Below are 13,861 nucleotides of genomic sequence, written 5' to 3' on the forward strand. Positions count from 1 at the left end.
CAGTCTAAAAAAATATGAAAACAATTTGCTTTTATTTTCAAATCCATCAACCGTACCGGTTAAAAAGATACCGTTTCTTCAATATCGGAAGGGACCACTATTATTACGATGATTATTCAAACGAAGACATCATGCAGCAGATAGCTGCCCGGTCTTTCATCCCGGCAAACCGCATGCTGCTCGATTTAATAAACACCTATAAGGGGAAGTTTAAATTTGCCATATCGGTTTCAGGAGTAGCTCTTGACCAGATGGAAGTGTATGCTCCGGAAGTAATCGACGGACTGAAGGAATTAAGCAGAACCGGCGCTGTTGAGTTTTTAGCCGAAACATACTCACACTCCCTTTCAAGCCTGATCGATCCTGTAGAATTTCAAAGCCAGGTGCAGCAACAAACGCAGAAGATCAAATTACTTTTCGATCAGAAACCAAAAGTTCTGCGAAATACGGAAATGATCTTTTCAGACGATATCGCTGAAATGGCTTACAACATGGGCTACACTAAAATGGTTTCTGAAGGAGCTAAACTCATCCTCTCCTGGAGAAGCCCCAACTATGTGTACAAATCCGAAAATCAACCCAACATGAAACTATTGCTGCGCAACTCACAGTTCAGCGACGACATTTCGCTCCGATTTTCAGATTATACGTGGAAAGAATATCCGTTAACGGCGGAAAAATACATATCGTGGATTGCTGCAACTTCACCGCAGGAAGAGGTATTCAATATTTTCATGAATTATGAAACGTTCGGGAACCTCCAACCGGCTCATTCGGGAATATTTGAATTTATGAAAGCACTGCCTAAATTTGCTTTCGACAAAGGCATTGAGTTTTCCACTCCCAGTCAAATTATGGACACCCATAAACCGGTGGGTACCGTATCGGTTCCCCTGGCTATTTCCTGGTCGGACGAAGAACGCGATTTAAGCCGGTGGCTGGGAAACAAGCTTCAAAAAAGTGCATTCAACACCCTCTACGAGATCAGTGAAAGAATTCGCTTGGCCAACGACAGGCGCTTGAAGAAAGACTGGCAATACCTGCAATCGAGCGATCATTTTTATTACATGTCTACCAAGCATTTTTACGACGGTTCAATGCACAGTAAATTCAGCCCTTACCAATCGCCCTACGACGCGTTTAACAATTACATGAATGTCTTAAGCGATTTTATTGACCGGGTCAAAGCACAATTCCCGGATTCGGTAGACAATGAAGAATTAAATTCGCTTCTCACCACTATTCACAACCAGGAGCGTGAAATTAAGAAACTCCAATCCGAACTGAAGAAAGTACTGACAGAGAATGAAGAAAAATTAGTGGAAAAAACTCCGGTAAAATAAATCGGACCAGGCTATTCTCTACCGGATAAAGCACAAAGTTAAGGTTTAAAGATTAGAAACCGTTTTGAATTTTATATTTCTATTTTTTTCGATTTAATAGTTAACTTTGCACGATTTTTTTAAAAGACTGCAACATGATTTATGCAATGATCCTCCTTTTCATCGCAGGTTATTTTTTTATCGCGATGGAACATACCATAAAGGTTAACAAAGCCAGCGTTGCTTTACTAATCGGTACGCTTTTATGGGTAATTTACGTGTATCTGGCACCAAGCACAGTCCTCAGTGTCTCTCCCGATGCTTTCAACCATTATATCCATTCGCATCCTGAACTCCAACACCACGCTTTTGGAATTCAGGTACGCCACTTTGTAATTGATCATCAGATTCTGGAAAGTATTGGGGACATCAGTGAAATGTTATTCTTTTTGCTTGCCGCTATGACCATTGTGGAGCTCATTGACGTTCACGGCGGATTCACGTATATTACTGAAAAAATTACGACACGAAAAAAACGTCGGTTACTCTGGTTAATCAGCTTTATCACGTTTTTTATGTCTGCCGTTCTCGACAACCTGACTACAACCATTGTAATGATTATGCTTACCCGTCGTATTATCCGTGAACCCCGTGAACGATGGCTTTTCGGCAGTATCATTGTTATTGCGGCTAACAGCGGCGGGGCCTGGTCTCCGATCGGTGACGTTACGACCATCATGTTATGGGTTAAGGGAAACATCACTGCATCCATTATACCTCAGTTGTTCTTTCCAAGCCTTGTATCCATGATAGCCCCGGTTTTTGTAGCACAGTTTTTATTAAAAGGCAATATCCAGGAAGAAGAAATTTCCCAAACAGAAGAAAAAGAAAACTCCGAATTATTGCTTCATATGCAAAAAAAAGACCGGCTGGGGATACTGATTTTCGGGGTTTCCATCCTTGTTTTATCTCCCGTGTTCAAGGGAGTTACCCACCTGCCGCCTTTCATAGGTTTATTACTGGGTGTAAGCTTATTATGGATTTATACCGAGATTCTGTACAACCAAAAAAACCAGCTCAACGAAAACCTGAAGCTTCGTGTTTCAAAAGTATTGGGACGAATCGATTTTTCTACCTTAATGTTTTTTCTGGGAATATTGCTGGCTGTTGACGCCCTTCAAAGCGCAGGAATTCTTCAGCAATCATCTGCCTTTATGGCGCAACATCTTCCCAACGTGTATGCTCAGGCCTATGCCATTGGATTATTGTCTGCCATTGTTGATAACGTCCCTTTGGTTGCAGCAGCTATCGGTATGTACCCGGTGCTGGATCCGGCCGCTTTAAGTACGATGGCCGATCCGGTGTTTATGCAAAATTTCGTGGAAGACGGTGTTTTTTGGCATTTTCTCGCCTATTGCGCAGGGGTTGGCGGAAGCATCCTTATCATTGGTTCTGCGGCAGGTGTGGTTTTTATGGGACTGGAAAAAGTACCGTTTGGCTGGTACCTGAAACGTATTTCACTCATCGCACTTATCGGATACACGTTCGGGGCAGGGGCTTATATTTTGCAACAGGCCATATTCTGAAAATGGACCTGAGTAACAGTTACATTCGTGTTAGCAGTCATCTTTTCAACTGTTGGATGAGGCAACCACACGAGGAAAACAAATTTTTCTAAAAATCCCCGGGAAAACACTCCAGTACAATAAATTGCATTATATTTGTACAGTTTTTCATAGAGAATGAAAATCAATTCAAAAATACGGTACGGACTTAGAACAATGATCGAAATTGCCTGTTGTAAAGAACCAACAGGCATATTGCAAAAAGATATTGCCAAAAATCAAAATATTTCTGTGAAATATTTGGATTACATCATAAGTGCACTCAAACTGAAAGGATTGATTTCAAATACAAAAGGACGAGGAAGTGGTTATATGCTGGCCCGGCCAGCCGATAAAATAACAATGTTGGACATTTACACGGCTTTTGAGCAAATAGTGATAATAGAATGTGTGAAAAACAGGAGTTTTTGCGAAAGAGCCACACACCAATGTACAGCCAATAATTACTGGAAACAATTTCATCATCAGATAATTGAAATTCTTTCAGCTAAAACACTTGAGCAGATTATAAAAGAAACTAAATACGATTGTCCTGAAATTTGTGAATAATTTTTTAAAAATGAATCCCACTAAACCTATAGGATAGATTGATATTGCATTTTTTTCACGCATTATCCTACTAATCCTATAGGATTAGTTTATCCAAACAAGAAAGAGTAAGTAAACAGGCTTGTCTTAAAAAATTCGGACCGACTTCTCAGCTATTTAAAGTTAAATGTCTGAATGAGATGAATTGATAAATGCATTCCTACTAAAACTATAGTATAACTAAACATTAACGATTTACAAACTTTTTAATAATAAATACAGAAACAATGAAGAGTAATTTTTTATTCAAATTTCCAACTGTGTTGATCGCATTTATTTTTGTTTTAACAGGAACAACGGTTAAAGCTCAAACATTGAAAATCAAATCATCAACTATTACTATTTCCGGAACAACAAATGTTCACCCTTACACAACCACGTCGACTCAGGCATCGGGGGAATTAACTGTTTCAAACAACAAAGCCACAGTTCTTAACGTGAATGTTCCCGTAAAGTCAATAATCAACGGGGAGAAATTGATGGACAAAAAAACGCATGAAACATTTAACGAACCCAAAAACCCATTTATCAACTTTAAAATGTCTGAAGTAAAATCCATTACAACAAACGGGTCTGACATTAGTGTGGTTATAGGTGGAACGCTTGCAATGGCCGGCACATCTAAAACAGTTACTCTTGAGGCTAATGGCAAAGAAATAAAACCGGGAACGTATACTTTTGAAGGTAGTTTGCCCCTTAAAATGAGCGACTACAATATGAAAGCTCCAACGGCAATGTTAGGAGTGATGAAAGTCGGTGATCAGGTTACGGTCAAATACAACGTAACTTTTGAAGGGCCTGCCGTTCAATTCAACTAAAACAAACCAAATTATTTACTTACTATTTAAACTAACGAAAACTAATGAAAATGAAACAGAGAGGTTTACTTCTGGCAGCTACCTTGTTAGCTTCGGGCATGATGTTCGCTCAATTGCGTCCTACAAACAAAGACGGAATCAACGTTTTTGAAACACCAAAAACCGAAACCGAATTTGAAGGTTTCAATGTACAATTAGGCGGTGCTTTGACACTTCCGTTCTCCATGCTCGACCACAGCAATACTGTGACAAGAGAAAGTGGCTATAGTTACGATTACGCAAACCCGGCAGCTAACTCTCTGGTTCCCTTGACCAGTGGCTTTGGCTTACCTCAGGCCAATCTTTACATCAAGTCAAATTTATCCGATGGCATTTACTTGAATTTTGAACTCTATCTGGCTTCAAGGCATCACAACGAAACGTGGGTAAAGGGAGGTTTTCTTCAATTTGAAAAAATGGAGTTCCTACCTTGGGATTTTGTGGATGAAATCATGAAATACACCACCATTAAAGTGGGTCAATTTGATGTAAACTACGGTGACGCCCACTTTCGTCGTTCTGATGGCGGGTTGACATTTTACAACCCCTTTATGGAAAACCACATCATGGATGAATTTGCCACCGAAATTGGCGCTGAGGTTGATGTTCACGTCGGAGATTTTATCCTTGTAGGAGCTGTAACCAACGGCAAACTCAACAACGATCTGACAAAAATTGACACTACGCGTGCTCAAACCAAATATTCAAACGGTGTACATAATCCTGCCTGGATTGGAAAACTGGCTTACGACAAACAAATCAACAGCCAGTTCAGGCTACGCGCCAGCGCATCGGGATATTACACGGCCGGATCCGTAAGAAACACGTTGTTTGGAGGTGATCGTACGGGTTCAAACTACTACGGAGTAATGTACAATGCCCCTATATCCAACGCCAATTTTACAAACGGACGTTTCAACCCCGGTTTTGGGGACAAGGTAGCTGCTGTAATGGGTAACTTGTTTTTGAAGTTTTCTCCTGTTCAGGGATTTTCACTCGAATCATTTACAACACTGGAGAATGCAGGCGGGAGAGGTGCTAACGAGCCTGATGTGAGAAAGTCCAATCAATTTGTTACAGACTTAGTGGTTCGCTTCGGAGCTGATGAAGATTTTTATGTAGGTGCCCGTTATAACACAATGAAAGCCGACATGGGAGCTGCACAGGGTGAACCCAATCATTACGAAGTGGATATAAATCGCGTAGCCATTGCAGCCGGTTGGTATATGACAAAAAACGTTATGGCTAAAATTGAATATGTAAACCAAAAATACAACGGATTTCCAGCCAGATCCATACAAGATGGTGCAGAGTTCAACGGATTGACTTTGCAGGGATCCATAGCATTTTAAGAACAATAAAAACCAAGCCGGTAAATTGATACCGGTTTGGTTCTTTCTTTAAAAAATTGACAATGAAAGCTTTATTTGCCCTCTTACTTATAGGTATCCTGACTACAGGAGCTGTTGTCGCGCAAACATCTTCAGCTGTAGTTGCTGTAGACGTGAATAAAAACAGCAGTTTATCGATAAACGGCAGCTCGAATATTGTTAATTTCACACTTACCCAAAGCAGTGAAAACTTCATACAAAGGAACATGATCATCACTGCATCACAAAACGATAAAAAACTTTACCTGAGCGAAAACCGGCTTATTGTACCGGTGAAAAGATTTACTTCAAGCAATAAGATGGCTCTCAGGGATTTTTATAAACTATTGAAATCCGACGAATACCCAACGATGGATATTCAGCTGAATCACATAGACTTACCCGAAAATCCAAAGCTCGCGACAGGCGTGGCCGTTGTAGATGTTACCATTACGGGAGTTACAAAAAAATACCAATTCCCCATTAAAACCGAAAAAAACGGTACGAGATACATTTTTGACATTGAAAAACATATAAATATTCGTGACTTCGGACTGGAGCCTCCCGTACAAATGATGGGTATGCTAAAGGTAGACGAAATGATCAATATTAACTTGAAAATGATATGCAACATCCAGCCGGCGGAAAGTGCACAATTAAATTTATCCGGCAGTTCAGAATAAGCCATACACTTATTTTACCAACACCCCCACTTTCTCAATACCCTTAATGGGATTGTCTTTCATCACCTGACGGATGCGGATAAGATAAGCACGTGCGGAATCCAGAGCTACGGATGTTTTGTAGGGAACAGACAGCTGATAAAGCCCCGCAGTACCTTTTCCCAGCCATTTTCCTTGAGGATCAGCCAGTGTTATCTCGACAGTGTCGCCAACAAATGTAGTATCTGTTATGTTCTGTTGAACGAGCAACCAGATGTTCTGGTAAGGATACCGGTTGTTGTTAACGATCTCCAACACGATATCGTATCGTTTATCCGGATCAACGGAAAGCGAGTCGATTAAAAAATTAGCTGTGGCCTGCTTGCTCCAGCTGCTGTTTTTGATCGGATGAAAACGATAATAAACCTCTCCTTCGTCACACGAAGATAAGCAAGCAAAAACAACTAAAAAACCAACAAACAGCTTACTCCTCATTTTGTTTAGGCGGTTTTCCTTTCCTGTTTCTGTTGTCCTGTCTACCCCTCCTTGGTTTTCTCCTTTTAGAAGTACTTCCATCATCCTTTTTATCAAAACGGGTAATACTCTGATCTCCCAGTAAATCGTTCTGGATAGTTTCTTCTTTTGTTTCACCGGACTCAGTTTCAGACACTAACTTTGAAGGTTTTTTCCCTTTTTTATTCCACTCAATAATTTGAAATACTCTCTCTTTTGATATTGTCTCCAAGTTTATCGGATTATTCTTATCCGTGGAATACGTGATCTGACCCGATAAAATATCGGTCTTGAAGTGAAAATAATCACTGTCTTTGGTCTGCAGCACAATCTCACGCGACGGTAACCTTCTGCTGGCTTCCACGTATGCATCCACTTCATAATTCATACAGCATTTCAATTTTCCACATTGTCCCGCGAGTTTTTGTGGGTTAAAGGAGATATCCTGGTACCGGGCAGCTGAAGTAGATACCGATACAAAACTTGACATCCAACTGCTACAACATAACTCGCGTCCACAAGGTCCAACTCCCCCTATCCTTCCGGCTTCCTGGCGCGCGCCAATTTGCTTCATCTCAATCTTTACCCTGAATTCCGCAGCAAAATCTTTGATTAATTGGCGAAAGTCCACGCGTTCATCAGCAATATAGTAAAAAATGGCCTTACTTCCATCCCCCTGATATTCAACGTCTCCAATTTTCATATTCAAGCCAAGACTCTCAGCCAGCTCTCTGGAACGAATCATGGTAGGTTGTTCTTTAGCTTTAGCCAGCTCATACTTTTCCATATCTGCCGGACGCACTAACCGGTAAACCCGTCTCGGGCCACTATTGCCATCTTCTCGATAGTTGTTTTTACGCATCTGTGCCTCCACCAGCTTTCCGGTAAGTGTTACCGTTCCGATATCGTGACCGGGAGAAGCTTCAACGGCCACAACATCGCCCTTTTTCAAATCGATATTGTTGCTGTTTATGTAATATCCTTTCCGGGTATTTTTAAACTGAACTTCTACCATATTGGTCAGTTCCTGCATTTCGGGGAAATCGTGCAACCAATCATAAACATGAAGTTTAGTGGAATGTTTGGGACATCCCTTGCAAGAACCACTGTTTCGTACAGTCGTTATTCTTTCAGGGACAATGTCCGCTAATCTATCTGATAATTTTTCTCTGTCCATAATATATACATTGATATTGTCTAAGGGCAAACGTTATTTAACTGCGTGTAATTCAATTGTTGCCCGCTCACTTCGTTCGCGTTACTCGCTCCGTGGAATATTGAATTACTTATTTTTTAAAAGCATTGTACCTTTTAAACATAAATCTAAAAAAATAATTTTGGCATTTCCGTTTTGCTCTATTTGCCGGTAGGCAAGCTGAAACTCATCGTTAAACGATTGGATGTTTCCTTCGTTGATAAAAGGCGCAAAACGTTCACCAAATTCTTTTTCTTCCTCGCTGAGATAAATCATGTCGGGTTCATTGAAGTTACTTATGAAGAACTCCCGAAACAGACGCAGGCTGTACAGCAAATAGCTTTTCTGCATTTCCCTGCCCATAGAAGCCATTTCACCCGCAACCGATTTTATCGCTTTAATGTTCCTCGATACCGAAGAGCGCATCATCTCCTTAAACAATGAAAAAAAATATTTATTGTCGTCAGCAGACTGAATAATACTCACGGCTTTTGAAAAACTCCCGTTGGCGATATGCGTCACATACTTTGCCTCTTCTTCCTGTAAACCATAAACCGACCGGATAGAGGCCACCATCTCATCCGGCTCTACTGCCCGGATGTTCAACGGTTGGCAACGCGACTGAATAGTGGGCAGTACATGGTCCAAGTCTTCTGAAACCAGCAGGAAAACAGTTTTTTCGGGTGGTTCTTCAATCATTTTCAGCAACTTGTTGGCACATGCATCGTGCATCTTTTCAGGCAACCATACAATCATTATCTTATATAGGGCCTCGTAAACCTTCAGGCTCAGTTTGCGTATAATCTCATCGCTCTCCTTTGAGTAAATAATGCCCTGTGCATTCTCGGCATTTATGAAGTTGAGCCAATCGTTCAGGTTGAAATAAGTCTGTCCACTCAAAAACTCACGCCACTCGGGCAAATATTCATCGCTAACTTTCGATTTTACCACCGGAAACACGAAGTGCAGATCGGGGTGCATCAGTTTATCGAATTTGTGACACGATGCACATTTACCACAGGAATCTTCCAACGTTCTGTCTTCGCAGTTCAGGTATCTGGCATAAGCAATGGCCAACGGCAGTTTTCCCACACCTTCCGGACCGTGAAACAACCGGGCATGCGGAATAAAGCCGCGCTGCACGGAATCGGTCAGGTGTTTTTTAACATCGTGAAGCCCTATGATGTTACGAAAATACATGTATCCTCCGTTCTTGATTATACAAAAGTAATGAAAAAGAGCGAAACTGAAAAACGTGTCAAAAAAACGTTTTGTACCCCTTTCTGCAAGCCTTTTAATTGTCCGTTAACGGATTGTTGTATTTTTATCCTCATCGTATAAACTGTTTTAATTTTTGTCATGCCATGCTTTATACTTATTTTTTGTTTCATGCGTACTTTTTGATGGATTTGGATTTTCAATTCGCACATAGTAGCGGGTTATTTTGAAGAAATTTAAAATCCAAAACAATTTCTTAACTCAAAATTAAAAAAATGAAGTAATTTTGCGTGATTTTTTGCTTGTAGGCTCGCGTTGATCAGAAAAATCTGCGCCTGTTCCGCGACCGTTTTCTGAAATTTATAGATACAAAAGGACAATGAATAATTCATTTTTTAGTAAGTTCACCCCAAAGGAGCCCAAGTTCTTTCCGCTTTTGAAGGGGATAGTAGAAGTGATAAAATCAGCATCTTATTTAATGTTGGAGTTTGTGGAAAAAGGCAATCACGCTAATGCTGCAGATTACTACAAAAAAATAAAAGAGGAGGAACGCAAAGGGGACACCCTCTCCAACAAAATTTTTGATGAACTGAATGCTACTTTCATCACACCCTTTGATCGTGAAGATATTCATAACCTGGCAACCAAAATGGACGATGTCACAGATTATATCAACAGCGCTGCCAAAAAAGTTTTTTTGTATAATCCCAAAGAGATGCCGGCTGCAGCCAAAGATATGGTCGAACTGATTATAGAAGCATCTGCCCAGATAGAAAAAGCCGTAAATGAATTGGATGTCCTGAAGAAAAGTAGAAAAAGAGTATCGGATTATTGCCGGGAACTACATCTTATTGAAAACAGGGCTGATGATGTTTATGAACACTTCCTAATCGACTTATTTGAAAATCAAAAAGAGAGCATCGAGTTGATAAAAAAGAAAGAAATCATGTTTGAGCTTGAAAAAGCCACCGATGCAGCTGAAGGCGTAGGGAAGATTATAAAAACGATTATCGTAAAATACGCGTAAAAGAGTTATTACCTGGCTGTTTTTCATTCTATTTTATCTTAACTTATAATAATCCGTATGACGTTATTGATCGTTATTATTTCCTTAGCGCTTATTTTTGATTTTATAAATGGCTTTCACGATGCGGCCAACTCCATTGCCACCATCGTTTCCACCAAGGTGCTGACTCCCTTTCAAGCCGTTCTGTGGGCAGCCATGTTTAACTTTGTCGCTTTCTTCATTGCCAAATACCTCATCGGTGGCTTCGGGATTGCCGACACCGTTTCAAAAACCGTGATTGCCGAATTCATCACTCTTCCCATTATTTTTTCCGGGTTAGTGGCAGCCATTACGTGGAATTTGCTGACCTGGTGGCTTGGGATTCCTTCGTCCTCTTCGCATACATTGATTGGAGGGTTTGCCGGCGCGGCCATTGCAAAATGGGCCAGTTTTTCGGTCATCAAGGTTTCCGTGATTGTGAAGATTGCTTCCTTTATTTTCATTGCGCCCCTGGTAGGGATGCTGGTAGCCATGATTCTTACCATCGTCTTGCAATGGTCTGTAAAGCGTGCGAATCCGCACAAGGCGAATACCTGGTTTAAGCATTTCCAGCTCGTATCATCTGCCCTGTTCAGTATCGGCCACGGGCTGAACGACTCTCAAAAAGTAATGGGCATCATCGCCGCCGCATTAATCGCCACCCACATCCAGCACCCTGAAATAGGATTCGGAATTGAGTCCATCAGCGATTTACCCAACTGGGTAGCATTCTCCTGCTTCTTTGCCATCTCGTTGGGCACAATGTCCGGTGGTTGGAAGATTGTCAAGACTATGGGAACACGCATCACCAAAGTAACTCCTTTTGAAGGAGTTGTTGCGGAAACTGCCGGGGCATTCACACTGTACCTCACCGAGTTCCTAAAAATTCCCGTAAGTACTACCCACACCATCACAGGTGCAATCATTGGTGTTGGTTCGGTAAAACGCCTATCAGCTGTCCGCTGGGGGGTTACCCGGAAACTACTTGTTGCATGGATATTAACTATTCCCGTCAGCGCACTGATTGCCGCCACAGTTTATTTTACAGCAGGAAAGTTTCTCTATTTCTAGTACATCAATACAACTCCCGGGCTACCCGGTAAATACTTTCTGTTGCCCCCAAAGCATAAAAGTGGATTCCGGGCACACCCCGCTGCACCAACTCCCTGCTTTGCAAAAGGCACCACTCCACTCCTACCTCTACGGCATCGGCATCGGTCTTGCATTTGCGCAGTTCATGCTCCAGGTCTTCGGGAATTTCTGTCCTGAATATCTTGGGAAGGACATTCAGCTGATTTTTTAAATGAATGGGCTTTATACCCGGAACGATGGGAATAGTAATTCCTTCGGCGCGGCAACGATCGACAAAATCAAAGTACTTTTGATTATCGAAAAACATCTGCGTCACAAGATAGTCAGCGCCATTCTGAGCTTTCATTTTAGTATAATAGATCTCCGACTCCATGTTGGGTGACTCTTCGTGTTTCTCGGGATAACATGCCATCCCATAGGTAAACGGAGTTTCGGGCGCCGGGAACGTAGAGCCGTCCAAGGCAATCCCGTTGTTAAAATTATTCACCTGCTCCTGTAATCCTGTTGCGTAAGAGTGACAATCCATTTTTCGCTGGTCGGCATCCAATTTTTTGGTGTCACCGCGCAACAGCAACAGGTCAGTAACGCCCAAGAATGAAAGGTCAATCAACGCATACTCCGTTTCTTCTTTTGAAAAGCCCTGTGAGATAATGTGCGGTACCGCCCGAATACCGTATTTATTCTGAATGGCCGCGGCAATGGCAACTGAGCCCGGACGCTTTCTTACATTCACTTTCCGGATAATGCCGTTTTCGTCTTCCTTGTAAGTATTTTCGCTGTGGTGAGTAGTTATGTTGATGTACTTCGGCCCAAACTCTTTCAACCGGTCAATCGTATTAAAAACCTGTTTGATGCTGTTTCCTTTCAACGGCGGGAGCAGTTCAAAAGAAAACACCGGTTTCGAAGTCTGATGTATAAGATCTGAAATTTTCATTTTTTCGGGTTATGAGTTACGGGTTACGGGTTAAAAAGCCCGAACAACTTCTCCCATTGTACGTTATAAATTATTTAAATATCGCCCTCACAATATCCATCCCGTTGGCATACAAGACCAGCCCTATAAGCAGGAACATACCGGCAATCTGTGCATACTCCAGGAATTTATCACTTGGTTTTCTTCCAGAAATAGCTTCAACGAGTAGAAAGAGGACGTGCCCTCCATCCAACCCGGGAATCGGAAGAATGTTCATAAACGCCAAAATTACCGAAAGAAAGGCCGTCATCATCCAAAACGAATACCAGTTCCATTTTGCAGGAAAAAGATTTCCGATAGTGCCGAAACCGCCCAGTGACGATGCTCCTTCTTTAGTGAATATATGCTTGAATTGGGAGACGTATCCCTTTAATGTGCGTATGCCATACTTCACCCCTGCCGGGAATGAAGCAAAAAAGGTATAGTGATCCGTTACCAGATAAGATGCAATATTAAATCCCAACACAGCTGTTGTATCCAACTGGGCCGAAGCGGTTTGAAGCACACCCTCGCGATAGAAATCAATTGAGATCCGGAGGCCTTTATTTTTTTGGAGTTCACTTCTGAAATCCTGAAAAGTAGGTGTTAATACACTGTTCACCCCCACCAAGCTGTCGCCTTTCATAAGCCCGATCTTTTCTGCCTCGGAACCTTTCTGCACCTTCTCCACTACGGTCGGCACATCATCTTTGTATCCTGCAAAACCTTTCTTGTCGCGCATAAGCTGTTGAACAAAATCAGCCGGCATCGGTATATTTATTTCCTGGCCGCTTCTCAGGACCGTGACGGTTTGGGCATCGATGACCTGAGCAGCAAAATTATCAACGATTCCTGCCCGGTCGATGATTTCCTTTCCGTCAGCATACAAAAGGACATCACCGTCTCTAAAGCCGGCTCTTTCGGCAGTTTCACTAAACTCCATTCCCGATTTAACCTTACTCATCGGGATGTATGAATCTCCCCACCTGAAAACGATCATCGAGTAAATGAAAAACGCCAGGATAATATTGAACAAAACACCGCCAATCATCACCAAAAGCCTCTGCCAGGTTGATTTTGCACGAAATTCCCACGGTTGAACGGGTTGAGCCATTTGTTCCTTATCCATAGACTCGTCTATCATTCCCGAAATTTTCACATAGCCACCCAATGGCAACCATCCTACACCGTATTCCGTTTCGCTGTTTCTGGGTTTATACCTGAACAGGGCAAACCACGGATCAAAGAAAAGATAGAATTTCTCTACGCGAATTTTGAAAACTCGTGCAAAAATAAAATGTCCAAATTCGTGAATAACAACGAGAATAGACAAGCTCAGTATCAGTTGTAACGCTTTAATTAAAAAAGTCTCCATTAAATTATCTCAGCTAAAATATAGTTTATATTCTTGTAAATTAAAAA

The 13,861-nt window shown here is 41.6% G+C and carries 12 protein-coding genes and 1 pseudogene; 8 read left to right on the forward strand and 5 right to left on the reverse strand.

Going from position 1 to position 13,861, the window contains the following annotated elements; translation table 11 throughout:
- Positions 1 to 14 precede the first annotated feature (14 nt).
- The 6 genes from AACM02_RS11560 to AACM02_RS11585 all read left to right on the forward strand — a co-directional run bounded on the left by AACM02_RS11560 (position 15) and on the right by AACM02_RS11585 (position 6,445).
- Positions 15 to 1,343: a glycoside hydrolase family 57 protein gene (locus AACM02_RS11560; protein WP_332455737.1), complete on the forward strand. Its 1,329-nt coding sequence runs from the start codon at positions 15 to 17 to the stop codon at positions 1,341 to 1,343.
- A gap of 134 nt (positions 1,344 to 1,477) precedes the next feature.
- Positions 1,478 to 2,908: a sodium:proton antiporter NhaD gene (gene nhaD / locus AACM02_RS11565; protein WP_339117077.1), complete on the forward strand. Its 1,431-nt coding sequence runs from the start codon at positions 1,478 to 1,480 to the stop codon at positions 2,906 to 2,908.
- Between the two features lie 156 nt (positions 2,909 to 3,064).
- Positions 3,065 to 3,496, forward strand: a complete 432-nt coding sequence (locus tag AACM02_RS11570) for an Rrf2 family transcriptional regulator (protein WP_332455739.1) — start codon at positions 3,065 to 3,067, stop codon at positions 3,494 to 3,496.
- A 266-nt stretch (positions 3,497 to 3,762) separates the two neighbouring features.
- On the forward strand, positions 3,763 to 4,353 hold the full coding sequence (locus AACM02_RS11575; protein ID WP_339117078.1) for a YceI family protein: 591 nt from the start codon (positions 3,763 to 3,765) through the stop codon (positions 4,351 to 4,353).
- Between the two features lie 50 nt (positions 4,354 to 4,403).
- Positions 4,404 to 5,744 carry a hypothetical protein gene (locus tag AACM02_RS11580; RefSeq protein WP_332455741.1) on the forward strand — a complete coding sequence of 447 codons (1,341 nt, stop codon included), beginning with the start codon at positions 4,404 to 4,406 and terminating at the stop codon, positions 5,742 to 5,744.
- A 62-nt stretch (positions 5,745 to 5,806) separates the two neighbouring features.
- A complete protein-coding gene (locus AACM02_RS11585) occupies positions 5,807 to 6,445 on the forward strand; it encodes a YceI family protein (protein WP_339117079.1) in 639 nt (212 codons plus the stop codon).
- A 9-nt stretch (positions 6,446 to 6,454) separates the two neighbouring features.
- On the opposite strand, the gene AACM02_RS11590 is transcribed toward AACM02_RS11585, so the two are convergent.
- From AACM02_RS11590 to AACM02_RS11600, 3 genes and pseudogenes are all read right to left on the reverse strand, one after another.
- Positions 6,455 to 6,919, reverse strand: a complete 465-nt coding sequence (locus tag AACM02_RS11590; RefSeq protein WP_332455743.1) for a gliding motility lipoprotein GldH — start codon at positions 6,917 to 6,919, stop codon at positions 6,455 to 6,457.
- Between the two features lie 91 nt (positions 6,920 to 7,010).
- Positions 7,011 to 8,063, reverse strand: a pseudogene (gene ricT, locus AACM02_RS11595) (regulatory iron-sulfur-containing complex subunit RicT); the annotation flags it as partial.
- A gap of 156 nt (positions 8,064 to 8,219) precedes the next feature.
- On the reverse strand, positions 8,220 to 9,332 hold the full coding sequence (locus AACM02_RS11600) for a DNA polymerase III subunit (RefSeq protein ID WP_332455744.1): 1,113 nt from the start codon (positions 9,330 to 9,332) through the stop codon (positions 8,220 to 8,222).
- Between the two features lie 397 nt (positions 9,333 to 9,729).
- On the opposite strand from AACM02_RS11600, the gene AACM02_RS11605 reads away from it, so the two are divergent.
- Positions 9,730 to 10,377: a DUF47 domain-containing protein gene (locus tag AACM02_RS11605; RefSeq protein WP_286846888.1), complete on the forward strand. Its 648-nt coding sequence runs from the start codon at positions 9,730 to 9,732 to the stop codon at positions 10,375 to 10,377.
- Between the two features lie 57 nt (positions 10,378 to 10,434).
- On the forward strand, positions 10,435 to 11,466 hold the full coding sequence (locus AACM02_RS11610) for an inorganic phosphate transporter (RefSeq protein ID WP_332455745.1): 1,032 nt from the start codon (positions 10,435 to 10,437) through the stop codon (positions 11,464 to 11,466).
- 4 nt (positions 11,467 to 11,470) lie between these two features.
- On the opposite strand, the gene AACM02_RS11615 is transcribed toward AACM02_RS11610, so the two are convergent.
- Together AACM02_RS11615 and rseP are read right to left on the reverse strand one after the other, a co-directional pair.
- Complete coding sequence (locus tag AACM02_RS11615) at positions 11,471 to 12,421, reverse strand: methylenetetrahydrofolate reductase (protein ID WP_339117080.1); 951 nt, start codon at positions 12,419 to 12,421, stop codon at positions 11,471 to 11,473.
- A gap of 70 nt (positions 12,422 to 12,491) precedes the next feature.
- On the reverse strand, positions 12,492 to 13,814 hold the full coding sequence (gene rseP / locus AACM02_RS11620; RefSeq protein WP_214062599.1) for an RIP metalloprotease RseP: 1,323 nt from the start codon (positions 13,812 to 13,814) through the stop codon (positions 12,492 to 12,494).
- Positions 13,815 to 13,861: the final 47 nt, after the last annotated feature.

The sequence above is a fragment of the Petrimonas sp. genome, assembly GCF_963921705.1.
Classification (GTDB): Bacteria; Bacteroidota; Bacteroidia; order Bacteroidales; family Dysgonomonadaceae; genus Petrimonas; species Petrimonas sulfuriphila.